Annotated in this window: 22 protein-coding genes and 1 tRNA gene; 12 read left to right on the forward strand and 11 right to left on the reverse strand. The window is 61.9% G+C overall.

The features are described 5' to 3' along the window. Positions 1-118 precede the first annotated feature (118 nt). Complete coding sequence (locus H0274_RS04685; protein WP_226793380.1) at positions 119-430, reverse strand: FtsB family cell division protein; 312 nt, start codon at positions 428-430, stop codon at positions 119-121. 68 nt (positions 431-498) lie between these two features. Beyond that, entirely contained in the window at positions 499-1,530 is a 1,032-nt protein-coding gene (locus H0274_RS04690) for an aldo/keto reductase (protein WP_226793383.1), read from the reverse strand. 191 nt (positions 1,531-1,721) lie between these two features. Here H0274_RS04690 and H0274_RS04695 point away from each other — a divergent pair, with 191 nt between their 5' ends. Next, a complete protein-coding gene (locus H0274_RS04695; protein ID WP_226793386.1) occupies positions 1,722-2,303 on the forward strand; it encodes a hypothetical protein in 582 nt (193 codons plus the stop codon). An 86-nt stretch (positions 2,304-2,389) separates the two neighbouring features. On the opposite strand, the gene H0274_RS04700 is transcribed toward H0274_RS04695, so the two are convergent. Further along, on the reverse strand, positions 2,390-3,607 hold the full coding sequence (locus tag H0274_RS04700; RefSeq protein WP_226793390.1) for a MarR family transcriptional regulator: 1,218 nt from the start codon (positions 3,605-3,607) through the stop codon (positions 2,390-2,392). Between the two features lie 896 nt (positions 3,608-4,503). On the opposite strand from H0274_RS04700, the gene H0274_RS04705 reads away from it, so the two are divergent. Beyond that, positions 4,504-8,046 carry a TonB-dependent receptor domain-containing protein gene (locus H0274_RS04705; protein ID WP_226793394.1) on the forward strand — a complete coding sequence of 1,181 codons (3,543 nt, stop codon included), beginning with the start codon at positions 4,504-4,506 and terminating at the stop codon, positions 8,044-8,046. 183 nt (positions 8,047-8,229) lie between these two features. Continuing rightward, a complete protein-coding gene (locus H0274_RS04710) occupies positions 8,230-9,216 on the forward strand; it encodes a zinc-dependent alcohol dehydrogenase family protein (protein ID WP_226793397.1) in 987 nt (328 codons plus the stop codon). Positions 9,217-9,325: 109 nt separating this feature from the next. On the opposite strand, the gene H0274_RS04715 is transcribed toward H0274_RS04710, so the two are convergent. The 5 genes from H0274_RS04715 to grxC form a co-directional block, all read right to left on the reverse strand. After that, positions 9,326-10,675, reverse strand: a complete 1,350-nt coding sequence (locus H0274_RS04715) for an aldehyde dehydrogenase family protein (protein WP_226793401.1) — start codon at positions 10,673-10,675, stop codon at positions 9,326-9,328. A gap of 116 nt (positions 10,676-10,791) precedes the next feature. Continuing rightward, a tRNA-Arg gene (locus H0274_RS04720) sits at positions 10,792-10,868 on the reverse strand. 40 nt (positions 10,869-10,908) lie between these two features. Beyond that, positions 10,909-11,391 carry a DUF1178 family protein gene (locus H0274_RS04725; RefSeq protein ID WP_226793403.1) on the reverse strand — a complete coding sequence of 161 codons (483 nt, stop codon included), beginning with the start codon at positions 11,389-11,391 and terminating at the stop codon, positions 10,909-10,911. Then, on the reverse strand, positions 11,388-12,233 hold the full coding sequence (locus tag H0274_RS04730) for a carbon-nitrogen hydrolase family protein (RefSeq protein WP_226794438.1): 846 nt from the start codon (positions 12,231-12,233) through the stop codon (positions 11,388-11,390). Before H0274_RS04730 ends, H0274_RS04725 begins: the two co-directional genes overlap by 4 nt. A 36-nt stretch (positions 12,234-12,269) precedes the next feature. After that, on the reverse strand, positions 12,270-12,533 hold the full coding sequence (gene grxC / locus H0274_RS04735) for a glutaredoxin 3 (RefSeq protein WP_226793406.1): 264 nt from the start codon (positions 12,531-12,533) through the stop codon (positions 12,270-12,272). A gap of 176 nt (positions 12,534-12,709) precedes the next feature. On the opposite strand from grxC, the gene H0274_RS04740 reads away from it, so the two are divergent. Further along, complete coding sequence (locus H0274_RS04740; RefSeq protein ID WP_226793409.1) at positions 12,710-13,180, forward strand: Hsp20 family protein; 471 nt, start codon at positions 12,710-12,712, stop codon at positions 13,178-13,180. A 76-nt stretch (positions 13,181-13,256) separates the two neighbouring features. Here the strand turns inward: H0274_RS04740 and H0274_RS04745 are convergent, their stop codons facing one another. From H0274_RS04745 to tpiA, 3 genes are all read right to left on the reverse strand, one after another. Continuing rightward, positions 13,257-14,888, reverse strand: a complete 1,632-nt coding sequence (locus H0274_RS04745) for a CTP synthase (protein WP_226793413.1) — start codon at positions 14,886-14,888, stop codon at positions 13,257-13,259. A 130-nt stretch (positions 14,889-15,018) separates the two neighbouring features. Next, a complete protein-coding gene (gene secG, locus H0274_RS04750) occupies positions 15,019-15,423 on the reverse strand; it encodes a preprotein translocase subunit SecG (protein ID WP_226793420.1) in 405 nt (134 codons plus the stop codon). A gap of 108 nt (positions 15,424-15,531) precedes the next feature. Then, the gene (gene tpiA, locus H0274_RS04755) at positions 15,532-16,290 is read right to left on the reverse strand and encodes a triose-phosphate isomerase (protein ID WP_226793423.1); all 759 of its coding nucleotides are present in this window, start codon (positions 16,288-16,290) and stop codon (positions 15,532-15,534) included. 211 nt (positions 16,291-16,501) lie between these two features. On the opposite strand from tpiA, the gene H0274_RS04760 reads away from it, so the two are divergent. The 8 genes from H0274_RS04760 (at position 16,502) to H0274_RS04795 (ending at position 24,992) form a co-directional block, all read left to right on the forward strand. Continuing rightward, a complete protein-coding gene (locus tag H0274_RS04760; RefSeq protein WP_226793426.1) occupies positions 16,502-18,436 on the forward strand; it encodes a peptidylprolyl isomerase in 1,935 nt (644 codons plus the stop codon). Positions 18,437-18,444: 8 nt separating this feature from the next. Next, entirely contained in the window at positions 18,445-19,959 is a 1,515-nt protein-coding gene (gene trpE / locus H0274_RS04765) for an anthranilate synthase component I (RefSeq protein ID WP_226793430.1), read from the forward strand. Next, complete coding sequence (locus H0274_RS04770) at positions 19,959-20,759, forward strand: phosphodiester glycosidase family protein (RefSeq protein WP_226793434.1); 801 nt, start codon at positions 19,959-19,961, stop codon at positions 20,757-20,759. Before trpE ends, H0274_RS04770 begins: the two co-directional genes overlap by 1 nt. Beyond that, positions 20,756-21,340 carry an anthranilate synthase component II gene (locus tag H0274_RS04775; RefSeq protein WP_226793437.1) on the forward strand — a complete coding sequence of 195 codons (585 nt, stop codon included), beginning with the start codon at positions 20,756-20,758 and terminating at the stop codon, positions 21,338-21,340. The genes H0274_RS04770 and H0274_RS04775 overlap by 4 nt, the downstream gene beginning before the upstream one ends. Then, positions 21,337-22,332 carry an anthranilate phosphoribosyltransferase gene (gene trpD, locus H0274_RS04780; protein ID WP_226793440.1) on the forward strand — a complete coding sequence of 332 codons (996 nt, stop codon included), beginning with the start codon at positions 21,337-21,339 and terminating at the stop codon, positions 22,330-22,332. The genes H0274_RS04775 and trpD overlap by 4 nt, the downstream gene beginning before the upstream one ends. A 34-nt stretch (positions 22,333-22,366) precedes the next feature. Beyond that, the gene (gene trpC, locus H0274_RS04785) at positions 22,367-23,152 is read left to right on the forward strand and encodes an indole-3-glycerol phosphate synthase TrpC (protein ID WP_226793443.1); all 786 of its coding nucleotides are present in this window, start codon (positions 22,367-22,369) and stop codon (positions 23,150-23,152) included. Positions 23,153-23,314: 162 nt separating this feature from the next. After that, positions 23,315-23,791, forward strand: a complete 477-nt coding sequence (moaC, locus tag H0274_RS04790; RefSeq protein ID WP_226793446.1) for a cyclic pyranopterin monophosphate synthase MoaC — start codon at positions 23,315-23,317, stop codon at positions 23,789-23,791. A 4-nt stretch (positions 23,792-23,795) separates the two neighbouring features. Beyond that, entirely contained in the window at positions 23,796-24,992 is a 1,197-nt protein-coding gene (locus tag H0274_RS04795) for a molybdopterin molybdotransferase MoeA (RefSeq protein WP_226793449.1), read from the forward strand. Positions 24,993-24,997 lie beyond the last annotated feature (5 nt).

Genomic DNA, 24,997 nt, shown 5'->3' on the forward strand with positions numbered 1-24,997 from the left:
CGGCTTCGCGCTGCCTATAAGCGCAAGGCAAGCGCCTAGGCAACGCCCCGAATGCACAGATAATGAAAAGCTTGAAACACGTTTCGGTGCCAGGACAGCTCAAAAATAACCAAAAAGGTTAGTCGAGCTTAATAACGACTTCGTCTTGATGCACGACGTTCAGATTCTTGCGCAGCAATTCGCCCACGAGATCGGGATCGGCCTTGTTGGGATCAAGCAAGGCGACGCGATTCTGCAGCTCATCCCGCTCTGCCTTGAGTTGAGCGATCTGATCTTCCCGCTTGTCGAGCAATCGGAGATTCTCGCCCCAGGCGAGCACCCCGCTGGGCCCTGCGAGAGACAGGCCGCCAAGCACCAGAAGCCAGCCAAGCGCGCCCATCTGGACCAGCTTGTCTTTCGGCGTCAGGAGCGTTGGATCATTGCGCGACATAGCTCACCTATGAATCACAGATAAAGGCAGGATTCAAGGGATTTCGCGCATTTCCCGGCCAGTCTGCGCTACCTTGGGCGGCGAAGCGATTCCCGAGTGGTTCCGCTCGGCATATCAGTAAGTGGATTGACGGAGGTCCCCGGCGCGCAAATGGCATCGATTGCGTCCAGCAAGGACGGATCAAGCCGCATCTCTCCACATGCCAGCAGGCTTTCCAGATGGTCCATCACTCGAGGGCCGATAATCGCGCTGGTGACTGCCGGATGCTCGATGGCGAAGGCAATCGCCATCTGCGCAAGAGGTAGCCCGGCGTCGTGCGCCAGCTTCTCAAGCCGCGCAACCAGTTCCAGCTTGCGTCGGATAAGCTGCGATTCCGGATCGAACTTGCCCGTGAAGCGCTTGGAGAAGGTGACAACCCGGCTGGATTCGCCGAAATCCGAGGCCCCCTTGTACTTCCCCGAGAGGAAACCCCCATCGAGCGGGCTCCACACGATCATGCCCATTCCATGTCGCGCACAGGCGGGCAGCACGAACCGCTCTATATCGCGGTTGAAGATCGAATAGACGCTCTGCTCGCAGCGGAAAGGCAGATAATTGCGACGATCCGCCGCCCATTGGGCTTCGACGATGCGGTCGGCAGGAAACATCGAGCTGCCAAAGCTGCGGATCTTGCCCTTGCGCACCAGTTCGGTGAGCGTGAACAGCACTTCGTCTATATCGGTAGCAGCATCCCAGCGGTGCATCTGGTAAAGATCGATATAGTCCGTCTGGAGGCGGCGCAGACTTTCGTCCACGGCCCGTTCAATCCATCGGCGCGAGCCGCCCCGCATATTGGGATCATCTCCCATCGGATTGAAGAATTTGGTGGCCACTACAATCGTATCACGTCGCCCCTTCAGGGCGCGCGCCACGATCTCTTCCGATTCGCCGCGTGAATAGACATCCGCCGTATCGAGAAAATTGATCCCGGCATCGAAGGCGCGATGCATGATGCGCACACAATCGTCATGATCGGGATTGCCAAGCGCCCCGAACATCATCGTGCCCAGGCAAAGCCGGCTGACCTGCATTCCCGTGCCGCCCAGAACCCGCATTTCCATGTAAGCACCCTTCCCCGTCGGCTTGTGGCCCGGATCTCTAGACCCCCACTCAGCGATTTCCAGCCAAAAGCGTTCCCGCCCCGTCGTGCCTGTGCTAGCAGCCGCGCAAGAAACGAGTGTTGCAACGGCTTGATGTGCCTCTTGCGCGAGCGGGGCCGTGCCGCCAGTGTCGCCGTGGTATTGAGAGGAGAATGTCGATTATGGTCCACCGCATGAAGCACATGCAGCACGCGACCGCACTGCTGGTAAGTGCCGGCGCGGCGGCGGTTTGCCTGTCTGCCCCGGCGTTTGCGCAGGTGGACCCGGCCACTACGCTCAACATCATGCGCGAATGCGCGAAGATCGACGATCCGACGGCACGCCTTGCCTGTTATGACAATAATATCCGCATGGGCGGCGGTTCTCCGCGTGTCCCCGGTGCCGGAGAGCGCGTGCAGGGCGGCGGCGCAGTCCTCGGTGCTGCGAGCAATGGCGGCACTCAGGGTTTCGGGGCAGAGAGCGTGAAGAACGCCGATCGCTTCAGAAGCTCTGAAGATCGTGGCCAGGGCCCCGACGAAATCCGCGCCAAGATTCTCGAAGTGCGGGAACGCGAACCGGGCATCTATCTGGTAACGCTGGAAGGCGGCGCGCAATGGCAGTTCTCGGACTCGGTGGGGCGCAGTTTCCGCGCGCCGCGCAAGGGTGCCCTTGTCGAGATTCAGCGTGCCTCGCTCGGCAGCTTCCTCATGGTTGTGGATGGACAGGCAGGCGTAAGAGTGCGCCGCGTCAAATAATCTCGAACAATCCACTCCGAATTCTAAGAGGGGCCGCCGGGTTCTGTCCGGCGGCCCCTCTTGCGTTTACCGTCCAGAGCAGATTGTTAGTGGCTCTCGAGTTCCTCGAACGCCCGCTCCCGCTCGAGCTGAGCTGCGGCATTGCGGCGAATTTTGTCGAAAGTGGTGAGAAATGCCTCCAATTGTCGCGCGGGCACAGGTTCCATCAGGAACTTGCTCCGATTGAAGCCAGTCTCCACGATTATGTCGTAAAGCACCTGTCCTTCCGCGCTGGGAGAGAAGCGACCGTGCCTGCGGCCCAGCTTGCCTTCCCGCACTACGAGGCCTTTTTCGATCAGATGATTGACGGTGCGCCCCGCCTGACTGTGATCGCGCTCCAATATGCGGACGAGATAGGCCCAATCGGTCGGCGGGTTCTTCCCGATTTCGCTCAGTACCCAGGCTTCGAAATTTGAAAGACCCGTGCGCCGTTTGAAAGCGAGCGCGCCACTTCTGGAAAAATACGCGCTCAAGGTAAGCAGCGGGGAGACAATGCGCGATCTGTCGATCACAATCGGCTCGTTAACTCTGCCAACTTCGATGCCATGTCCCGGTTCGATTTCCTGATCGGAACGACCGGCTTTGTGGGCGAGTTCCCTCTCTTGCTCGTAAAGAGTGACTGCCCGGTCCAGCAGTATCTCCGTGACAGCGAAGAAATCCTGCAATTCCTTGTCGCTCACGTCGAAAGCCAGTTCGCGGTTGCGCAGTTCCGCCATGCGAAGCAGGCGCTCGCCCAGCGCTTCCCCTTTCCGGGTGAGGGCCACGGGGCTGCGAATTTGCTCCCGCTGAACCAGCTTCAGTTCAAGCAAACGCTTCACAGACCGGCTGACTTGAGCCTTGTCGACGCCGATTGCGGAAGACAGGCCGGCGGGAACCAGCGGCCCGCGAATTTTGAGAAGGAACAGGATGCGGCGATCAAGCTCGACCAGATCGATCTCGCGCGCATAGAAAAGTTCCGCGCTCTCCCGAACCTTGTGCAGCACCTGCCACAATTCGCTCTGGAACAGCCGGGGCGGCGCCTGTCCCTGCGGCTGGGCCGATCCCGCGGCGGTAACCGGAGTGAATCCTTCAAGTATGCGGTCAAGCTGCCGGGTAAACTCCTCGCCCGGAGACGATGCTTCGCCCCCGTTCGCGAATGTTTCCGTTGCGGCCCCCATCGCGAGGCGATCGACAAGGCGCAAGGCGTCTTCCGCCTGCTGGCCCAGGAACACCGCCAGACTGTTGATCGCGCTCTCGTCGAGCTTGGGGATCGTTGTGCCATTCATCAGGCTATCAAGGATTTCCCGCCATCGACGCCGTGCATGCCTGCGCAGCAAAAGCTGCCAGTCTCCAGCGATCGCTGACGCGCCGCCTGCATGTGTATCGTCCGCTTGCCCGCCCATCTTGGTGGCAATCCCTCCTCGTTTGTCCAACCGCGTCGCTCTTGTCCGGCGAAAATCCTGCGGCCCCACGGTCAGCCTAATCGGAAAGTTTCCAGATTGATAGAGCGTTAGATTTGCGTTCCCCCGCCCCTCCCCGCTCCGGTATTTCTCCATTCCGGCACGAAACTTCGCTCTCAATCCACCAATCGGCCGAACGGGATGATGTGCGGGCGCAGGGCTCCCATTTTCAACATGCAGAACTCATGTTGAAGCCAGACATCATCAACCTGCTGCTGCCAGAAGTACTATCGCCGAAGAAACGCGCGCGACTCGCAATGGAGCCCTGTTTTTTATTCTGGCTTGGCGAAGTTACGGAATCCGCTACGGCATACCGCAGGTTGATCGCCGATAAGCCGTGCGAGTGTCACCATCCTGACACAGTCACGAAGTTCCTCAGCAACCAGGCCTTGGCGACTAGACAAGATCAACATGCCCACATAATATTACAAGGCTGGTCGAGAGTTCCGAGACAAAACGGGCCTCGATGTGGGAGAGAGTAAATGGGGCAATCGCAGCTTTCTGCTGCCTGTGACGGCTATTTGGGATGCGCTTTTTGCGCGTCCATGGGTGATTCTCGCCGTCCTGTTTCCAGGTCTTCTCTGATCATCCCTAACATCGGGTCTGATTTGCCTGCCCTTTCAGGGCTGGGCACTTTCGGCGTTTTCACCGCCAATTTCTGAGAAGTTTCCTACCCGACGGCGCCCTGCCGTCGCAAAGATTGTCAAAGGGAGGGTAGAATAGTGAGTACCACTTTTAACACCGCACGGGGTTTCAGGACCCTGTTGCTTGCCGGAAGCGCCAGCGCTGTTGCGCTGTCGTTCGCCGCGCCAGCCTATGCGCAGGATGGCGCAACCGAGGATGATAGCGCACCTATCATCGTCACGGGTTCGCGCATTCAGCGCAAGGACTTCGAATCCAACAGCCCGATCGTCACGGTGAATGAGGATCTGCTGCAGCAGTCCAGCACCGCTGCGATTGAGCAGAACCTGAACAAGCTGCCCCAGTTCACCCCGGCGAAGACGCCCACGGGCGGTGGCGACATTCAGCCGACCGCGACCAACACCCCCGGTGCCGCGACCATCTCGCTGCGCGGCCTTGGCGCCAACCGCAACCTCGTGCTGCTCGACGGCCGTCGCGTGACGCCCAGCAACGCTGCGGGTATCGTTGACATCAACACCATCCCGTCGGCCGCCATTCAGCGCGTCGAAATCATCTCGGGCGGTGCTTCGGCAACCTACGGTGCAGACGCTGTTGCCGGTGTCACGAACTTCATCCTGAAGAAGAACTTCAACGGCCTCGAGCTTGATGGCCAGTATGGCATCACCGAGCATGGCGATAACGCCGAATATCAGCTGTCGGGCATCATGGGCACCGACTTTGCCGATAATCGCGGTAACATCAGCATCGCGATGTCGTGGAACAAGCGCGAAGAAAGCTTCCAGCGCGATCGCGACTGGTATCAGGATCTCTGGCGTGACCCGACCACGGGTGCCGGCGGCCGCTTCTTCCCGCTCAATCCGGGCATCGCACTGGGTTACGGCAATGCGCCCGACCCGACCGTATTCCTGAGCAAGTTCCCCGGCGCCAATGCCGTAAATCAGGTGATTTCGCTTAAGCCCGGCGCAAACCCGGCCTTGGGCACGAGCTATACCTGCACCAACACTTTTGGCGCAGCTCCTATTGATAGCGGCCTTTGCAGCATTGCCGCGATTCCGACCGGTCCCGACACCTATAACCCGGTGAACGTACTCGGCGGCCTGCAGGGCTTCTCGATCTACGCCAATCAGAATGGCAGCCTGTTCACCACCGGCTACAACCAGCGCGGTGGCGCCGGTCTGTTCGATGGCAAGACCGGACAGGGTGACATTGCGGTTCGCAACTCGAACGGCAGCCTGAAGTTCGTCGATACGAATGCTTATCTGATCCTGCCGCTCACGCGCTACAACATGTTCATGCGCGGCAATTACGAGATCAATGACTGGATCGGCGTATTCGCACAGGGTCTCTTCAGCAATACGAAGACCTTCACCACCCAGCAGGGCGGTGCCATCACCAGCGGTTGGGACGTGTTCCTGCCCTATGGTACGGGCGTCTATACCGGTAGCGCCAACTCGGCGACTGCCTATGGCAGCGTTGGCCTGCCCAGCTCGGTCATCCTCAACGGCATGTCCTATAACGGTTCGGCCTTCGTCGATGCCACTCCGGGCGACCTGAGCGACAACCCGACCAACCCGGCTTTTGCTTCGGCATATGGCAGCCAGTACTCCTGCGCACTGAATGCTGTTGGCGGTTGTTCGAATAATCAGGTTATCGGCCAGTACCTGCCGCAGAATATTCAGGACATCCTGAATAGCCGTACCGATCCGAACGGCCGCGTTGAAATCAACTATGGTTTCCCGCAGAATCGCTCGGTCACCAACGAAGTCACCACTTTCGATCTGATGGCCGGCTTCGAAGGCATGATTCCGGGTACGGACTGGACCTGGGAAGCATACGTCAAGCACGGTGCGACTTCGACCTACACCCGTCAGACCGGCGTGTTCTCGCTTAGCCGTCTTCGCACTCTTCTCATGTCGCCTGGCATGGGCAAGGGCTTCAAGGCGAACAGCAACACCGCCAGCGGCCGTCCGGGCTTCGGTGCGAACTTTGCAAGCTGCACCAGCGGCATGAACTTCTTCGCGCTGAGCTGGGATCAGATTTCCGCCGATTGTAAGCAGGCCGTTACGGCTGACCTGAAGAACAACTCCAAGGTCTCGCAAACGATCGCGGAAGCCAACGCACAGGGTAAGCTGGCGGATCTGCCCGCTGGCGAACTGCGTGCAGCGCTTGGTGCCAGCTATCGTAAGCTGAGCTATCAGTTCATCAACGATACGCTGACCAACCAGGGCGAATCCTTCCTGGATCAGGCCGTTGGCATCTATCCGAGCAGCGACTCGTTCGGCGAATACAACGTCAACGAGTTCTACGGCGAACTGCTGATTCCGGTGTTGCATGACATCCCGGGCATCAAGGCGTTCAACCTGGAAGTCGGTGGCCGTTATTCGGATTACAGCACCACCGGTGGCAGCTGGACCTACAAGATCCTCGGCGACTGGGAAGTGACCGACTGGCTTCGTTTCCGTGGCGGCTTCAACCGTGCGGAACGTGCGCCTAACATCGCTGAACTCTTCCAGTCCTCGTCGCAGATCTTCGGCTTCAACGCTCTGGGCGATCTGTGTTCCGAACGGTCCACCTATCGCGTCTCGGCCAATGCGGCGGCTGGCGGCAACTCGGCAGCCAATGCGGCTGACGTGAAGGCGGTCTGTAGCGCTGTGATGGACAAGACCGGCGGTGCCAACACCGGTGCGAGCTATTATGGCCGCGACATCACCCAGCAGCCGGCTCCGGGCGGCGGTTTTGCCTGGACCAACGCGAAGGGCAATCCCAACCTGAAGCCCGAAACGGCTGAAACCTGGACTGCCGGTGTCGTGATCAGCTCGCCGTTTGAAAGCGCAGCGCTTTCGCGCCTGCGTCTGGCGGTTGACTGGTACAAGATCCAGCTCAGCAATGCGATCGGTCTCCAGGGTGCCGGTACCGCTCTCCAGCAGTGCCTTGATCCCTATTGGAACCCGAGCGTAGCTGGCGCCGCCAGCGATGCTGCCAAGGCAGCTGCGGCGGCTAACAACCAGTATTGCGCCGGTATCCGTTACGATCCGGCTCCGGTACTGGGTGCGGCCAACTTCGACGTGACCTATTACAACGCCGGTGAAGTCAGCATTCAGGGCCTCGACGCCCAGCTTGACTACGCCGTCGATGTGGGTCCGGGTACGCTCACGACCAATGTGCTCGTGAACTACTACCTCGAATACAAGTCGCGCGAACTGATCAACAACCCGCTGGTCGACTATGTCGGCACGCTGGGTACTGCTCAGAACGGCCTGAATGCCGGTGCATTCCGTTATCGTGTCCTGACCACGCTGGGCTACAGCGTCGGCCCGGCCTCGCTGACGCTGCAGTGGCAGCATCTGCCCTCGATCAAGCAGGAAAGCGCCGCCGTGGCGCCGACCCCGATCAGCGGCTACAAGGCCTATGACATGTTCAACCTGTACGGCACCTACAGCGCGACCGACAACCTCACCTTCCGGGTGGGCGTCGACAATCTGCTGAACACGGCGCCGCCGGTTGGTGGCATCAACACCGCGACCACGCCGACCTCGTCGACGCTGCCGGGTGGTGCATTCAACAGCCAGTTCTATGATACGAACGGCCGCCGCTTCTACATTGGTGCGAACGTCAAGTTCTGATCCTTTCAGGAAGCAACAGAATCAGGGCCTTCCCTTCGGGGAGGGCCCTTTTTCTTTGCGCTCAATTCTTCCCCCCGAGCGCATTACTTATGCGTATCAGCGCGGTGGACAGCGACGCCGGAACGATCCTATCGTTTCGATAAATCAGAACATTCGGGCCAGAACATTCGAGAGGGTACAGAAATGGCAAAAGTAATCCGCCTCCATCGCCAGGGTGGGCCGGAAGTCCTCGAGTTTGAAGATATCGACCTGCCTCCGCCAGGTAAGGACGAAGTTCACATCAAAGTTGAAGCGATCGGACTGAACCGTTCCGAAGCGATGTATCGGGCAGGACGTTATCCCGTGCCCGTCACACTCCCCTGCCTGATGGGCTATGAGGCCGCAGGCACTGTGCTGGCGCTGGGCGAAGGGGTCGAGGGCTTCGCGGTGGGGGACAAGGTGTCGGTCGTCCCCAAATATCGGCTCGGAACCTATGGCGTCTGGGGCGAGGAAGCGATTGTGCCGGCTCACGCCCTGCTCCCTGCGCCTCCCGGCCTCAGCATGGCAGAGGCTGCATCGGTCTGGATGCAGTATTTCACGGCCTTCGCGCTTGTCGAGGTGGCAAATGTCGGCGTCGGCGATGCGGCGATCATCCGCGCAGCTTCATCCAGTGTGGGGATCGCGGCGATCCAGCTCGCCAACTGGGCTGGCGCCACTCCCATTGCCTGTACGCGAACCAGTGCCAAGGCAGATGCCTTGAGGAACCTGGGCGCGGCCCATGTGGTCGCCACCGAGGAGGAAGATCTGGTGGCGCGCGTGATGGAGATCACCGAGGGGAAAGGCGCCCGTTGCGCGTTTGATCCGGTTGGCGGCCCCTATGTTTTCACGCTGGCCTCCGCGCTTGCGGAACGCGGCATACTCTTCATTTATGGCGGCCTCAGCGAGACGGAAACTCCCTACGCCCATTGGCCTTGCGCGATGAAAGGAGCCTCGATGCGCGGTTGGGTTGCCAGCGAGATATGGAACCATCCCGAGCGTTACCGGAACGCACAACGCATCATCTACCAAGGATTGGCAGAAGGCCATCTGAAGCCTGTGATCTCGAAGAGTTTTCCCTTGGAACAGATCGCAGAGGCCAATGCTTATCTGGAATCCAACCAGCAGATCGGCAAGGTAGTCGTCACCGTCTGAAATCTCACTTTGAGATCACACTACGGAGCGAAAAAAGGAAAGGGCACCCCGACGGGATGCCCTTTCTCTTATTCAAAGGCAGCACCACATCCTGCCTGTCCCGATGAGCTTACTGGTGGATGTAAACCGCCCGCTCGTGCGAAAAGGCCTTGAAGCCGAAATAGCCGTGATAGCTGCCCATGCCGCTGCCATTGACGCCGCCAAACGGCAGGCGGTTTTCCAGATAGTGCGAGAACACGCCATTGACGGTCACGCCGCCCGAGGAAGTCCGGTCCAGCACCTTCTGAACATTGTTTTCATTCGGGCTGAAGACATAGAGCGCCAACGGCTTGTCGCGCGCCTCGATATAGCCGATCGCCTGATCGAGATTGTCATAGGTCATGACCGGCAGCAGCGGAGCGAAGATTTCCTCCTGGAGGATCTTCATCTGCGGAGTGACGTCAGTCAGCATGGTGGGGTGCACGGTGAGGTCAGCCTCGTCGAACGTGCCGCCAACCGCGACTGTAGCGCCCTTCTCCACCGCGTCGTCGAACATCGCCTTCACGCGGTTGAAGTTGCCCTGGTTCACGACCTGGGCAATCGCCTGCTTATTGATCGATCCAGCTTCGTCATAGAGGTTCTTCTGGACGTTGCTCTTGAAGGCTTCGACCAGTTCCGCCTTCTTATCTTCCTTCACGAAGACATAGTCGGGGCAGATGCAGGCCTGGCCGCCATTGAACTGCTTGGCACCGGCCAAGGCCGCACCGATGGCGCCGATATCCGCGCCATCGTCGATGATGACGGGGGATTTGCCGCCCAGTTCCAGCGTCACGCTGGCGAGGTTCTTGGCCGCAGCAGCCATCACGATCTTGCCGACGCGGGTGCTGCCGGTGAAGAAGATGTGATTGAAGGGCAGTTCGAGCAGCGCTTCAGCCACGCTGACATCGCCTTCAAACAGTGCGACTTCGTTCTCGTCGAAAACTTCCCGGATGATGGTGCCGGCAATCTTGGCGGTGGCCGGGCACAGGTCGGTCAGCTTGACGATGCAGCAATTGCCGGCGGCAACGGCGGCAGCGACGGGGCCGAGTGTCAGGCCGAGCGGGAAGTTCCAGGGACCGAGGATGAGGCACACGCCGCGTGCTTCGTAAACGATCTGAGCCCGGTCGGCGGGATTCTTCGACGGAGTAACTTCGGTGGGCTTCATCCAGTCATCGAGACTGTCGATGTTAAGCTGGATATTGCCGAGGATGTTCAGCACCTCGGTGACGCGAATTTCGCCCTCGGGCTTACGCGTATCTTCCAGAACAGCCGCGACGATATCATCCGCATGGGCTTCGATGGCGGCCTTCAGCTTCGTGAGCTTGGCTTTGCGCTGCTCTGCGGTGGAAGCTTTGACGTCCCACTGATGCGCCTGTTGCAGGGCAAATACACGGGCGATGTCCTTGGAGAGGTCTGCGGCAGTTTGCGTGGAGCTGGTCATGAGGTTTTCCGTCTATGATCGAAGTGAAATCCGCGGCCCTGTCGGCATCCTGAGCGCACCAAGCATCCCGCGAACCCGCCAGCCAAGATGGCCATTCTTCGATGGCCATTCAAGGTTGGTGCGCCCGACAGGATTCGAACCTGTGGCCCCCAGATTAGGAATCTGGTGCTCTATCCTGCTGAGCTACGGGCGCACGCATCCGAGCCTTTAAGCGGCCTTCGCCGCGCTGGCAATCAGTTGAGTTCGTCTGGCGGAGCGACGGGGAAAAGAAGCGGCGCAACCGCGATACCCTCCTCCAGCAATTCCTTTGCTTGCGCGGGGCTGGCCTTGCCGTGCACGGATTCCGCATCACGCTCGCCATAATGCATCGCGCGCGAAACCTCGGCAAAATCTTCCCCAACCCATTTGGACTGCTTGAGGGCTTCGGCCTGAATCTCGGCCAGTTTTTCGAAGACCTGCGCCATTTCGGGGGGCATGCCCCCAGCCACTGCCACACCCTGCCCTTCAGCCACTGTCGGCTCGGGTAAAGGAATGCTGCTTACCTGATTGCCCTTGCGCGGCACGGCCGGGGCCATGGGTGCCTTGGCGACCTCGGCGGAGCCGCAATGCGGGCACGAGACGAGGCCGCGCGCCTGTTGGCCGGCATAATCCTCCGACGAGGAAAACCAGCCCTCGAAACGATGGCCCTGTTTGCACGAGAGATCGAAGACGATCATGATTGGCCCGACTTAGAAATTTCCCGGCGATTGGCAAGACTTGGCAATTGGGAACGCACTTCTGCGATGCGCGCGGGATCAATCTCGGCAAAGCCCAGACCAGGCGAATTGCCGCCCATATCGAGCAGGACTTCGCCCCAGGGATCCACCACCAGCGAATGGCCGTAGGTGCGCCGCCCATCCTCATGTTCTCCCACTTGCGCGGCGGCGATGACATAGGCGCTCGCCTCTACCGCGCGGGTGCGCAGCAGCAGATGCCAATGGGCTTGGCCGGTGGGGACCGTAAAGGCCGCGGGAATTGAGATTGCATTACAATAACGCTTCCCAAGCTCTTCAAACAACGCGGGAAAACGCATGTCATAGCATATGGCTAGGCCCAACCTGCCGAGCGGTGTCTCGGCCGTCACCACCCTCTCGCCCGGAGCATAGGCTGCGCTTTCACGCCACTGCTCTCCGGTCGATAGCTGCACGTCAAACATGTGGATCTTGTCATAACGGGCGGCGATCGAACCACCCGGGGCGATCAGGAAGGTGCGGTTCGCCCCGCGCGGATCTTCCGCGGGATCGGCGTCGCTTTGGGTCACGGCCAGCGAACCGAGCGAGACCCATATGCCCGCATCCCGCGCCGCGACCCGAGCGGCGGAGAGGACGGGATTCTCATCCTCCGGCACGATATGCTTCGCCGCGCGCTGGCGATCGCGATCGATCATGCCGCACATTTCCGGGGTGAACAGCATGGCTGCCCCGCCCTTTGCGGCATCGGCAATTGCGGCATCGATCGCTCGGGCATTGACGAGCGGATCGATACCGGACGTCATCTGCAAGATAGCAATACGGGTCATATCCGGGCGGGTCATGTTAGGCATTATTGCCGGGCATCAAAGGCCAAGCAGCGGGTCAAGCTTGCCCTCGCGGTCCAGCGCCGCGAGATCATCCGATCCGCCAACGTGATAGTCCCCGATGAAAATCTGGGGCACGGTGCGCGCATCGGGCGCCCGGCGCACCATTTCCTCGCGCTTCTCGCCGCCGAAGGTCACATCGATTTCCTCAAACTCCACCCCTTTCCTGGTGAGCAGGCTCTTGGCGCGTACACAATAGGGGCAGCCGAATTTGGTATAGATATCAATCTTTGGCGCGCTCACGGCGTGATCCTTTCGCTGTTGCGATTCCCATAGTGCTTACCACTTGAAGCATGGGCTGGACTTCATATCTAAGCATTGGAGCCGCGTGCCGGAAGGGCGCGGAGTTCCAAATGAAGGAAGTGCCGTATTTCGGGCTTCCACAGGGTCAAATTGCTCAGTTGAGGATTTGTGGAAATATGAACCGTTTCGACCTTACCCCCTATCGCCGCAGCACCGTGGGTTTCGACCGCCTGTTCGATCTTCTCGAAGGCCAGGCCCGCCTCAATACCGGCGATAATTACCCCCCCTTCAATATCGAGCGCCGCGGTCAGGATGCCTATCGCATCACCGTGGCCGTCGCCGGTTTCCGTCCCGAGGATCTGGACATCACCGCACAGCAGAACCTGCTGGTGATCCAGGGCCGCAAGAAGGAAGAGACGCAGGAAGGCGAATTCCTCCATGTCGGCATCGCCAATCGTGGCTTTGAACGTCGTTTCGAGCTGGCCGATTATGTCCGCGTGGAGAATGCCCAGCTCGCAGATGGCCTTCTGGTGATCGACCTCCTGCGCGAAGTGCCTGAGGCGATGAAGCCCAAGAAGATCCTGGTGAACGGCCAGAAGGCGCTCGAAGTGGTGCGCAACGAGGATGGTCAGGCCGACGCTGCCTGATCGCTTCGCGCATAGCTGAAAAACGAAGGGCGGGCCCATCGGGTCCGCCCTTATTGTTTGGCTTGGAGGCTTCCGCTCAGACCAGTCGCGACTGGTGCAGCGCGGCCTGGATGAAGCTCGCGAAAAGCGGGTGCGGATCGAAGGGCTTGCTCTTCAGTTCCGGGTGGAACTGGACACCGATGAACCACGGGTGGTCAGGCCGCTCCACGATTTCCGGCAGCAATCCATCAGGCGACATGCCCGAGAAGATCAGCCCGCCCTTCTCCAGCGCATCCTTATAGGCACCGTTCACTTCGTAGCGATGGCGATGCCGTTCAGAAATGGAGGTTACCCCGCCATAGACGGAGGAGACATGGCTGTTGGCCGCAAGGTGCGCCTCATAGGCGCCAAGGCGCATGGTACCACCCAGATCGGTATCGGCGCCGCGCTTCTGCAAGCCTTCCTTGCTCATCCATTCGGTGATGATACCCACCACCGGATCCTTGGTCTCGCCAAATTCGGTTGAGCTTGCGCCTTCAATGCCCACTGCCCGCGCGCCTTCCACGCAGGCCATCTGCATGCCCAGACAGATGCCGAAGAACGGCACCTTGCGTTCCCGCGCGAAACGGACCGAGGCGATCTTGCCTTCCGATCCACGCACGCCAAAGCCGCCAGGCACCAGAATGCCGTGCATCGGCTCAAGCTGGGCAGCGATATCCAGATCGTCCTGCTCGAAGATTTCGGCATCGATCCAGCGGATATTGACCTTCACCCGGTTCGCCATGCCGCCATGGACCAGCGCTTCGTTGAGCGACTTGTAGGCATCGGGCAGGCCGACATATTTGCCGACCACGCCGATGGTCACTTCGCCTTCGGGGTTCTGGTAGCGGTCGATGATGTCGTTCCACCGCGTCAGATTGGGCGCCGGGGCTTCAAGTCCGAAATGGCGGAGCACTTCCGCGTCCAGACCTTCGCGGTGATATTGCAGCGGGACGGCATAGATCGAGCTGGCGTCCAGCGCCGGGATAACCGCTTCAGGCCTCACATTGCAGAACAAGGCGATCTTGCGCCGCTCGCCTTCGGGCAGCGGATGTTCGCAGCGGCACAGCAACACATCGGGCTGCACGCCAAGGCTGGTCAGTTCCCGCACGGAATGCTGAGTGGGCTTTGTCTTCAATTCGCCCGCTGCCGAGACATAGGGCACCAGCGTGACATGGATGGCGCAGGTCTGTTCCCGGCCCATCTCGTTGCGCAGCTGACGGATCGCCTCGATAAAGGGCAAGCCTTCGATATCGCCGACGGTGCCGCCGAATTCGCACAGGATGAAATCGAGATCATCGGTATCCGCCAGGGCGAATTCCTTGATCGCATCGGTCACATGCGGAATCACCTGCACCGTCGCGCCAAGATAATCGCCGCGACGTTCCTTGGCGATGATATCGCGATAGACTCGGCCTGAAGTGATGTTGTCGCCCTGATGGGCGGACACGCCAGTGAAGCGTTCGTAGTGGCCAAGATCGAGATCGGTCTCCGCCCCGTCGTCGGTCACATAGACTTCGCCATGCTGATAGGGGCTCATCGTCCCCGGATCGACGTTGAGATAGGGATCGAACTTGCGGATGCGGACCTTGAAGCCGCGCGCCTGCAAGAGAGCGGCAAGACTTGCCGCCATGAGACCTTTTCCGAGCGAGGAGACCACGCCGCCGGTGATAAATATGTACCGCGCCATGGGAGTCGGGCCTTAAGACGAGTTTCGGATTCGGCGCAAGCGAATGCTTGCGCCAGATGGTGGCAATCCACAATTATGTGGGCCACGCCTGCGATGGGATACACGCCGCATGCAGCGCGCGGGCGCTGCCTTACTGGGCTGCGCCCTGCAGCGGATCGCCGCCGGCCGGCTGAGCCGTGCCGCTGGCTGCATCCGCAGGAGCCCCTGACGGAGCCGCCGCACCACCGATGAGATCGGCTTGAGCGTTCTTTTCCGGAGTTACCGAGCGATCGAGCGTGGCATCAACTTCACGGCCGGAAGTCGCCCCGACGGCAAGTGCTGCCAGAACGATGCTGAGCAAGACGAATATAGTCGCAAGAATCGCGGTTGCCCGGGTGAGGAAGTCCGCGGCACCGCGCGCCGACATCAGGCCGGCCGGGCTACCGCCCCCGCCGAGACCGAGGCCGCCGCCTTCGGAACGCTGCATCAGCACGACAGCCACAAGGGCCAGAGCTACGATGGCCTGGACGACCGTAAGAAACAGGAAAAGCGACATCTGTCGGGTCTGGCCTTCTTGATATTCTCTATCGTTGGAGCGGCAGATAGCGATGCAAGGCCGGAACCGCAAGGGAGCGGCCCCGATCCGTCATCGCCGATCCTGCCTTCAGCCTTCGGTGCGTTCCGCCGCGGCGACGATAATGCCGAGGAAGCTCTCCGCCGTGAGGCTCGCCCCGCCAACCAGCGCACCGCCAACTTCGGCGACATGCAGGATGTCGGCTGCGTTCTCCGCCTTCACCGAACCGCCGTAAAGAATGCGGATTTCCGTGCCCGCCGCGCCGAAAATTTCTACCAGTTGATCGCGGATGGAGCGATGCATCTGGCCGATTTCTTCAATCGAGGGGGTCCGGCCCGTGCCGATGGCCCAAACGGGCTCATAAGCGATGGTCATCTTTTCGGCATATTCCGTGCCATCGGGCAGGGAAGCTGCGATCTGGGCGGCCACGACTTCTTCAGCCTTGCCTGCGTCACGATCCGCTTCGCTTTCGCCCACGCACAGGATCACCTGCAATCCGGCATGGAGGGCCGAGCTCGCCTTGGCCTTCACCACTTCGTTGGTTTCGCCATGGTCGGCGCGGCGTTCGCTGTGGCCGACGATGACAAAGCCTGCGCCGGCATCCTTCAGCATTGCCGCCGAAACGTCGCCCGTATGGGCACCGCCTTCGGCCTGGTGGCAATCCTGCGCGCCCACGCCGATCAGCGAGGCTTCTTTGCGGATGGCATGGATCAACGTGTAGGGCGGCGCAATCGCCACCTCTGCCTTGATCAGACGTTCTGCCGCACGGTCGATCGCGCGGGCTTCGGCGAGCATGGCGCGAGTGCCATGCATTTTCCAATTGCCGACAATATAGGGGCGCTGGGCCATCAATTGTCCTTAACCTGTTCGCGGGGCGCCGCGATTCCGGCGCCGCCTGGGGTGATGCCCGCTAGTCCCGGGCGGCTTGCTTGTCAAAACCGCTTTTCCACATAGGGGCAAAGCTGCCTCCACTGTTGCCCCCCAGCCTCAGCGGGGATAAAGCGCCTGCCGACCGGGCAGAAGAGCCCAGAAACCATTACTGATCAGGCGGCGCCTACCCATGCTTCAGCTGTTCCGCAGTTTCATGAATTCCAAGTCCGGCGTGTTCGTCACGCTGGCAGTGCTCGCCCTGATCGCGATTGCCTTCGCGATCGGGGATATCGCCAATACCGGCACGTTCGGGGGCGTTGCAGGGGGGGATCGTGTAGCCATTGTCGGCAAGCGCAAGATCAGCACTTCCGAGCTGGAACAGGCCGCCCGCACCGAATTCGAGAATCAGCGTCGCAGCAACCCCACGCTCACCATGGAGGCGTTCATCGCCCAGGGCGGGCTGGAGCGCGTGCTTGACCGCCTGATCGACCGCACGGTGCTTTCCGAATTCGCCAAGACACACGGGCTGCGCGCCGGGGAACGTCTGGTGGGCAGTGAAATTGCCCGCATTCCCGCCTTTACCGGCCCGGACGGCAAGTTCAGCCAGGATGCCTATCGCGCCGCGATTGCGCAACAGGGGCTGACCGACCAGCAGGTTCGCGAAGACATCGCCTCCGGTCTGCTCGTGCAGCAGGCGATTGCGCCGGTTCTGCCGGGCGGCGTCATGCCGCCTTCACTGGTCTCCCACTATGCGGCACTGCTGCGCGAGAAGCGCCATGGGTCGATCGGCCTGCTTCTGAGCGATGCCTATGCGCCCACCACCGGGCCGAGTGCCGCGCAGCTTGACGAGTTCTACAAGAAGAACAAGGCGGCCTACATGCGCCCAGAGCGGCGCGTGATCCGCTATGCCCTGTTCGATGCAAGCGCGGTCAAGAACGTTACCGAGCCCACCGAGGCGGAAATCGCGGCCCGTTACAAGCGGGATGCGGCCCAATATGCCGCCACCGAAAAGCGCCGCCTGACGCAGCTGGTCGTTCCGACCGATGCGGCAGCCAAGGCCATCCGCGATGAAATGGCCAAGGGCAAGTCGCTCGATGTCGCCGCCCGTGAAAAGGGCCTGCAGGTTACGCAGATCGGTCCGATCACCCAGAGTGAGCTTTCCGCGCAGTCTTCCGCTGCCGTTGCGCAGGCGGCCTTTGCCGCCCAGCGGGGCCAGATGGCTGCCACTGCGCGCGGCGGGCTGGGTTTCTACATTCTCCGCGTCGATGCGGTTGAAAGCACTGCCGGCCGCACGCTGGATCAGGCACGGGCGGAAATCCGTACTGCTCTGATGGCGGAGAAGCATCGTCAGGCCATCGCCGACCTCAGCGCAAGGGTGGAAGACGAATTCGATGGCGGTTCGAGCCTGGCAGAAGTTGCCAAGGATCTCGGAGTTCAAGTCCAGGCCACGCCCGAAGTGATCGGCAATGGCGCGGTTTACCTCAAGCCGGGCGAAACCGCTCCGGCGGTTCTGGGCCGCGTTCTTTCCACTGCCTTCCAGATGGAGGAAGGCCAGCCCCAGCTCGCCGAAGTGGAGCCGGGCAAGACCTTCCTGATCTTCGACGTAAGCGGCATCACGCCTGCCGCCGCCGCCCCACTCGCCGATGTGCGCGAAATGGTGGAGAAGGCATGGCGCCGCGCCGAGGGAGACAAACTGGCCAAGGCTGCCGCCGACCGTGTGATGAAGGCCGTCGCCAAGGGCGAGACGGTCGCCGCCGCAATGGCCAAGGAAAAGGTGAAGCTGCCTGCTCCCGATCCCGTAAACATGAACCGCGAGGATCTCGCCAGGCTGGGCGGACGCGTGCCGCCGGTGCTGGCGCTGCTGTTCAGCATGGCCGAAGGCACGGTGAAGCGGCTTGAAGCCCCGAACGACAATGGCTGGTTCGTGGTCAAGCTGGACGATATCGAGCCCGGCAAGCTGCTGCCCAACGATCCGCTGCTTGCCCAGGTCAATGGCCAGCTGGGCCAGGCGCTGGGTGACGAATATGCGCAGCAATTCACTGTCGCCGCCCGCAAGGAACTCGGCGTGGAACGTAACAAGGCGGCTATCGATGCCGTCAAGAAGCAGCTGGCGGGTCGCAATTGAAAACCGTGATGCTTTCCGGAGCCCTGCCTGAGAATGCCGCTGCGGCCCGCGCTGCCCTTGCTGAAGGGCGGCCCGCGCTGGTGTGGCGCAAGCTCGTTGCCGATACGGAAACCCCGGTCGGCGCGGCGCTGAAGCTGATCGTGCCCGGCCGCGGCGATTTCCTGCTGGAATCGGTCGAAGGTGGCGAGACGCGCGGGCGCTACAGCCTGCTAGGCCTCGATCCGGACCTGATGTTCCGGGCCACCGGAGCAGCCTGTGAAGTCAATCGCCGCTGGCAGCATGACCGGGAGGCTTTCGAGCCCCTACCCGGCGAGAGCTTTGCCGAGTTGCGCGCTCTGGCCGCCTCCTGCCAGATCGACATGCCGAAGGAGCTGCCTCAGGCTCTCGCATGCCTCGTAGGCTATTTTGCCTATGAGACGATCGGGCTGGTGGAAGATCTGCCGCGCGCGCCGCAGAGCGAGCTGGCCGTTCCCGACATCCTGATCGCCCGCCCCACGGTGACGCTGGTGTTCGACCGGCTGAGTGACGAGCTGTTCTGCATCTCCCCCATCTGGTCGGCCGAGAATCCTGACCGCGCGATCGAGCTTGCGGGAGAGAAGATCGACAGCGTGCTGCGCCGCCTTGCAGGGGCAATTCCCGGTCAGGTGAAAGACGCGACGCTGCCTGACATGGAGCTGACCCCGGTGATGCCGGAAGGGCTCTATGAAAGCATGGTCGCGCGCGCGAAGGACTATATCGAAGCGGGCGACATCTTCCAGGTGGTGCTGGCGCAGCGTTTCACCTGCCCCTTCCCCCTGCCCCCGCTGGCGCTTTACCGCGCGCTGCGCCGGGTGAACCCCTCGCCCTTCCTCTATTTCCTCGACCTGCCCGGCTTCGCCGTGGTCGGATCGAGCCCGGAAATCCTGGTGCGTGTGCGCCATGGAGAAGTGACTATCCGCCCGATCGCCGGCACCCGCCCGCGCGGCAAGACGGATGAGGAAGACCGGGCGAATGAGGAAAGCCTGCTGGCCGATGCCAAGGAACGGGCAGAGCATCTGATGCTGCTCGACCTCGGCCGCAACGATGTGGGCCGCGTCGCCAGCAAGGGCAGCGTCAAGGTGACGGCCAGCTTCACTATCGAACGCTACAGCCATGTCATGCACATCGTCAGCAATGTGGTGGGCAAGCTCTCGCCCGATCATGACGCGCTGGACGCCCTGTTCGCTGGCTTCCCGGCGGGCACCGTTTCAGGCGCGCCCAAGATCCGCGCCTGCGAGATCATTGCCGAGCTGGAACCCGAATCACGCGGTCCCTATGCGGGCGGCGTCGGCTATTTCGGGCCCGATGGCTCCATCGACAGCTGCATCGTACTGCGCACCGCCGTTGTGAAGGATGGCGTGATGCATGTGCAGGCCGGCGCGGGCATCGTGGCGGACAGCAATCCCGAATATGAACAGGCGGAATGCCGGCACAAGGCAGGCGCGCTGATCGCGGCGGCCCGCGAAGCCGCGCGGGTGGCGAGCGAGCCGGACTTCGGGCAGTAATGCGGGCGCTGGTTGCCCCTTTTCTCGCAGGGGCGGCGCTCGCGCTTTCCTCCTGCGGGGCGTCTCTGCCGGGCGGAGATCCTGCGCTCGATCTGACGGCAGGCTGCCATGAGACGCGCTTCGAGAATGTTCCGCTGACCCTGTGCGTGGCCGACCCTGAACTGCATTCCATCCGCACGGCGCTCGCCCCCGCTACCGAGACCGGCGGCGGGCCGCCCTGGCGCAGTCTCGCGGCTTTTGCGGCCAACCGCTCGCCCGAGGCACCGCCGGTGGTTTTCGCCTTCAATGCCGGCATGTTCGACGATGATGGCAAGCCCATCGGCTATTACGTCGAAAATGGCGAACGGTTGCAGGCGCTGAGCCGCAAGGCCGGGCCCGGTAATTTCCACATGCTGCCCAATGGTGTCTTCTATGGCGCGGGCGGCAAGTGGGACGTGCGCAGCGCGGAAGATTTCTTCTCCAGCGTCACCAACCGCCCCGATTTCGGCACGCAATCCGGGCCGATGCTGGTGGTGGATGGCGAGCTGCATCCCGGCATTCAGGACGACGGCGCATCTTTGCGCATCCGCAACGCCGTGGGCGTGGACGATAATGGCCGCGCGCTGTTCGTGATTTCCGACCAGCCCATCAGCTTCGGCAAGCTTGCCCGTTACTACCGGGACGTTCTGAAAGTCAGGAACGCGCTGTTCCTTGACGGGACGGTTTCCCAGCTCTGGGACCCGGAAAACAGACGGCTGGACAATACCTATCCCATCGGCCCCTTGATCGTGGTCGAGAAACGGGCAAAGGCGGCACCATGATCCTGGTTATCGACAATTATGACAGCTTCACCTGGAACCTGGTCCATTATGTGATGGAACTGGGCGCCGAGGTGAAGGTCGTCCGCAACGATGCCCTTACTGCTGCGGAGGCTCTGGCCACCGGCGCGCAGGGCTTCCTGCTCTCGCCCGGCCCCTGCACTCCCAACGAGGCAGGCATCAGCCTCGATCTCGTGGCAGCCTGTGCCGAGGCGAAGAAGCCGCTGCTGGGCGTATGCCTGGGCCACCAGTCCATCGGCCAGTATTTTGGCGGCAAGGTGGTGCGCGGCGGGCTGATGCACGGCAAGACCTCGCCCGTGCGGCATGACAATACCGGCGTGTTCGAAGGCCTGCCGAGCCCCTTCATCGCCACGCGTTATCACTCGCTGATCGTTACCGACATTCCTGACGATCTGGTGGTGAACGCCACGGCCGACGATGAATTCGTGATGGGCTTCCGCCACCGTGAGCTGCCGATCCATGGCGTGCAATTCCACCCGGAAAGCATCGCCACGGAACATGGCCACGATCTGCTGGCCAATTTCCTCAAGATCTGCGGCATCAACGCCACAACACTGGCATGAGCGGCCTCCCCCACGTCGTCGACGTTCCGCTGGAGGAAGCGGAAGCGGAAGAAGCCTTCGGCGCGATCCTTGATGGCTCGGTGCCGGACGAGGACATCGCCAACTTCCTGATCGCCCTGTCCGACCGGGGAGAAACCGCCAGCGAGATCGCGGGTGCGGCTCGTGCCATGCGCGCGCGGCTGATCCCGGTCCGCGCGCCCGAAAATGCCATCGACGTCTGCGGCACTGGCGGGGACGGCCATCACACGCTGAATGTCTCCACTGCCGTCTCGCTGGTCGTGGCCGCCTGCGGCGTTCCGGTCGCCAAACACGGCAATCGCGCGGCTAGCAGCAAGGCTGGCGCGGCTGACACGCTGGAAGCGCTGGGCCTTGATCTGGACCGGGCAATGGCCACGGCAGAAGAAACGCTGGCCGATATCGGCATCTGCTTCCTCTTCGCCGGGCGTCACCATCCCTCGATGGGCCGCATCATGCCCATCCGCAAGGCAATCGGCCGCCGCACGATCTTCAACCTGATGGGCCCGCTGGCCAATCCGGCCAATGTGAAGCGCCAGTTGGTTGGCATCGCCCGCCCGGCCTATGTCCCGATCTATGCCGAGGCACTACTGCGCCTTGGCACAGAACATTCCATGGTCATTTCGGGCGACGAGGGGCTGGACGAACTCAGCCTCGCCGGGGGCAGCGAAATCGCCGAAGTGCGCGACGGGCGCATCCTGATGAAGCGGGTCGAACCTGCCGATGCGGGCCTGCCCGCCGCGCCGCTCAGCGCGATCAAGGGCGGTGATCCCGTTCACAACGCCGCCGAATTGCGCAAGCTGCTGATGGGCGAGCATGGCCCCTATCGCGATGCCGTGCTGCTCAACGCAGCCGCCGCGCTGATCGTGGCGGGCGAAGTGCAGAGCTGGATCGAAGGCGTTGAGGAAGCCGCAGAGGCAATCGACAAGGGCCTGGCCAAGGCCATTCTCGATTGCTGGATCGATGCGGTGAAGTAAGACTACGCTTAAGTGAAAATTCAGGGCCGGGACAATGGATAAACTCGCCGAAATCTGCGCCACCAAGCGCGAGGAAGTGGCCGCGCGCAAGCCGCTGGCCACTCTGGCCGATCTTGACGCTTGCGCTGCTACGCAATCCGCCCCTCGCGGTTTTCGCCGCGCGCTCGAAGCGAAGATCAATGGCGGCTATGGCCTGATCGCGGAGATCAAGAAGGCCAGCCCCAGCAAGGGCCTGATCCGCCCGGATTTTCATCCCGCCGACCATGCCCGTGCCTATGAAGCGGGCGGCGCGGCATGCCTTTCCGTGCTGACCGACGCCCCCTATTTCCAGGGGCATGAGGATTTCCTGATCGAAGCCCGCGCGGCCTGCGCCCTGCCGGTGCTGCGCAAGGACTTCATGGTCGATCCGTGGCAAGTGGCGGAAGCTCGCGCCATCGGGGCCGACGCGATCCTGATCATCGTCGCCGCGCTGGACGATGCGCAGATGGCCGAGATCGAGGCTGCCGCCATCGAGCGCGGCATGGATGTTCTGGTAGAAGTCCATAATGAGGCGGAGATGGAACGTGCCGCCGCGCTCAAGTCCCGCCTGATCGGGGTCAACAACCGTGACCTGAAGCGCTTCGTCACCGATCTCGCCACTACCGAAAGGCTTGCTCCGCTCGCGCCGGAAGGCAGCTTGCTGGTGGGCGAAAGCGGCATCAATTCCCATGCCGATATCCTCCGCCTGGCCGAGGCTGGCGTGCGCTGCTTCCTGGTGGGTGAAAGCCTGATGCGGCAGGCGGATGTGACGGCGGCGACGAAGGCGCTGCTGGGAGGCTGAACCGCCCCCTGTCCTACACCCGCCCAATCTGGCATGGGGACAGGATGAACGCACACTTGCACAGGGTTTTCGGCCACCTTTCCCGTCTTCCGGAGAGGTCCGAAACCGATCTCTTTGTACTGTGTCAACCTTGTCAACTTCGGCGGAAAAGCGCGTAGCCAGATGACCCAGCTCACTCATATCGACGAATCGGGCGCGGCCCGCATGGTGGATGTCGGCGCCAAGGCGGAGACTGCCCGCAAGGCCGTCGCGACGGGCCGCATCCGCATGTCGGTCGAGGCACTCGCCGCGATCCGCGATGGCGATGTTCCCAAGGGCGATGTCTTCGCCGCCGCGCGTATTGCCGGGATCATGGCCGCGAAGAAAACGGGCGAGCTGATCCCGCTCTGCCATCCGCTGTCGCTCGACGCAGTGACTGTCAACTTTGCGTTTGAGGAAGGCGCCGTGCGCGCCACCGCCACGGCCAGCCTCACCGGCAAGACCGGCATAGAAATGGAAGCAATGACAGCGACTTCCATCGCACTCCTGACAATTTACGATATGGCCAAGGCCATCGACAAGGGCATGGTAATCGAAGGCGTCCGCCTGCTGGCCAAGAGCGGGGGCAAATCCGGCGACTGGCACGCTCCGGAAGAATGATCCGATGAAGCCGCCCATTCCGCTTGTCGAGGCACAGGCCCGACTGCTCGCGTCCGTCACCGCGCTACCTGCCGAGAACGTGCCGGTGGAAGCCGCGCTGGGCCGCTGCCTGGGCGAACCTCTGGCCGCGCATCGCACTCAGCCTCCCGCCGATCTCTCCGCCATGGATGGCTATGCCCTGCATCTGGGAGAAGAAGGGCCGTGGCGCGTGATTGGCGAAAGCGCAGCCGGGCATCCCTTTCCCGGAACGGTGGGCCCGGGCGAGGCGATCCGCATTTCCACCGGCGCGCTGATGCCTGCGGGGGCCGATGCCGTGCTGTTACAGGAAAATGCCACGCGCGATGGCGATGTGCTGAGCCTCAATGGCGAGGGCGAGCCCCGTGCCCGCCATATCCGCCGGGCAGGGTTCGACTTCCGCCAGGGGGACGAATTGCTACCTGCCGGCACTCGCATCGGCGCGGCGCAGATCGCGCTGGCGCTGTCGGGCGGGAATGCTGCCCTGCCGGTCCATCGCCTGCCGCGCCTTGCCATTCTCGATAGCGGGGATGAACTCGCCGCCGACCCTGCCAATTGCGCGCCACATCAGATCCCCGCAAGCAACGGGGCCATGCTGGCCGCCATGGCGCGCGGGCTGGCGGGGAGTATAAACCGCATCGGCCCGGTGCCCGACGATCTCGATACCCTCGCCCATGCGCTGGAACAGGCGAGCGGCGCCGATGTGATCGTCACCAGCGGCGGTGCTTCCGTGGGCGATCACGATCTGATCCGCCCGGCGCTGCAAACCTGGGGCGCCGAGATCGATTTCTGGCGCGTGGCCATGAAGCCCGGCAAGCCGCTGCTGGTTGCCCGCAAGGGCGCAACTATCGTGCTGGGCCTGCCCGGCAATCCGGTGTCCAGTTTCGTCACGGGCTATTTCTTCCTGCTGCCACTGCTGCGCGCATTGGCAGGCGACCGCACCCCCCTGCCCCTTCCGATCCCGCTGCCGCTGGGCGTGGATCTTCCGGCGGGAGGCTCACGCATGGAATTCCTGCGCGCTTCGCTGACAGACGGTAAGGCCATGCCCGTATCCGAACAGGATTCCAGCGCATTGAGGGCCATGGCCTCCGCCGGACTGCTGATCGAACGCCCGGCAAATGCCCCTGCTGCTCCGGCAGGTTCGGTCATTCCGGCCTATTGGATCGAAAATGGCGGTGTTGCTTGACTTGA

It is taken from the genome of Fulverythrobacter ferritrahens, from assembly GCF_020539485.1.
Taxonomy (GTDB): domain Bacteria; phylum Pseudomonadota; class Alphaproteobacteria; order Sphingomonadales; family Sphingomonadaceae; genus Andeanibacterium; species Andeanibacterium ferritrahens.

Coding starts and splice junctions, on each gene's coding strand:
- H0274_RS04730 (WP_226794438.1), bottom strand. CDS start 12,233: ATGACCCGTATTGCTATCTTGCAGATGACGTCCGGTATCGATCCGCTC.
- H0274_RS04740 (WP_226793409.1), top strand. CDS start 12,710: ATGAACCGTTTCGACCTTACCCCCTATCGCCGCAGCACCGTGGGTTTC.
- H0274_RS04695 (WP_226793386.1), top strand. CDS start 1,722: ATGTCGATTATGGTCCACCGCATGAAGCACATGCAGCACGCGACCGCA.
- H0274_RS04690 (WP_226793383.1), bottom strand. CDS start 1,530: ATGGAAATGCGGGTTCTGGGCGGCACGGGAATGCAGGTCAGCCGGCTT.
- H0274_RS04715 (WP_226793401.1), bottom strand. CDS start 10,675: ATGACCAGCTCCACGCAAACTGCCGCAGACCTCTCCAAGGACATCGCC.
- H0274_RS04700 (WP_226793390.1), bottom strand. CDS start 3,607: ATGAATGGCACAACGATCCCCAAGCTCGACGAGAGCGCGATCAACAGT.
- moaC (WP_226793446.1), top strand. CDS start 23,315: ATGACCCAGCTCACTCATATCGACGAATCGGGCGCGGCCCGCATGGTG.
- H0274_RS04760 (WP_226793426.1), top strand. CDS start 16,502: ATGCTTCAGCTGTTCCGCAGTTTCATGAATTCCAAGTCCGGCGTGTTC.
- H0274_RS04795 (WP_226793449.1), top strand. CDS start 23,796: ATGAAGCCGCCCATTCCGCTTGTCGAGGCACAGGCCCGACTGCTCGCG.
- H0274_RS04710 (WP_226793397.1), top strand. CDS start 8,230: ATGGCAAAAGTAATCCGCCTCCATCGCCAGGGTGGGCCGGAAGTCCTC.
- H0274_RS04685 (WP_226793380.1), bottom strand. CDS start 430: ATGTCGCGCAATGATCCAACGCTCCTGACGCCGAAAGACAAGCTGGTC.
- H0274_RS04775 (WP_226793437.1), top strand. CDS start 20,756: ATGATCCTGGTTATCGACAATTATGACAGCTTCACCTGGAACCTGGTC.
- secG (WP_226793420.1), bottom strand. CDS start 15,423: ATGTCGCTTTTCCTGTTTCTTACGGTCGTCCAGGCCATCGTAGCTCTG.
- H0274_RS04770 (WP_226793434.1), top strand. CDS start 19,959: ATGCGGGCGCTGGTTGCCCCTTTTCTCGCAGGGGCGGCGCTCGCGCTT.
- H0274_RS04745 (WP_226793413.1), bottom strand. CDS start 14,888: ATGGCGCGGTACATATTTATCACCGGCGGCGTGGTCTCCTCGCTCGGA.
- trpC (WP_226793443.1), top strand. CDS start 22,367: ATGGATAAACTCGCCGAAATCTGCGCCACCAAGCGCGAGGAAGTGGCC.
- tpiA (WP_226793423.1), bottom strand. CDS start 16,290: ATGGCCCAGCGCCCCTATATTGTCGGCAATTGGAAAATGCATGGCACT.
- trpD (WP_226793440.1), top strand. CDS start 21,337: ATGAGCGGCCTCCCCCACGTCGTCGACGTTCCGCTGGAGGAAGCGGAA.
- trpE (WP_226793430.1), top strand. CDS start 18,445: ATGCTTTCCGGAGCCCTGCCTGAGAATGCCGCTGCGGCCCGCGCTGCC.
- H0274_RS04725 (WP_226793403.1), bottom strand. CDS start 11,391: ATGATCGTCTTCGATCTCTCGTGCAAACAGGGCCATCGTTTCGAGGGC.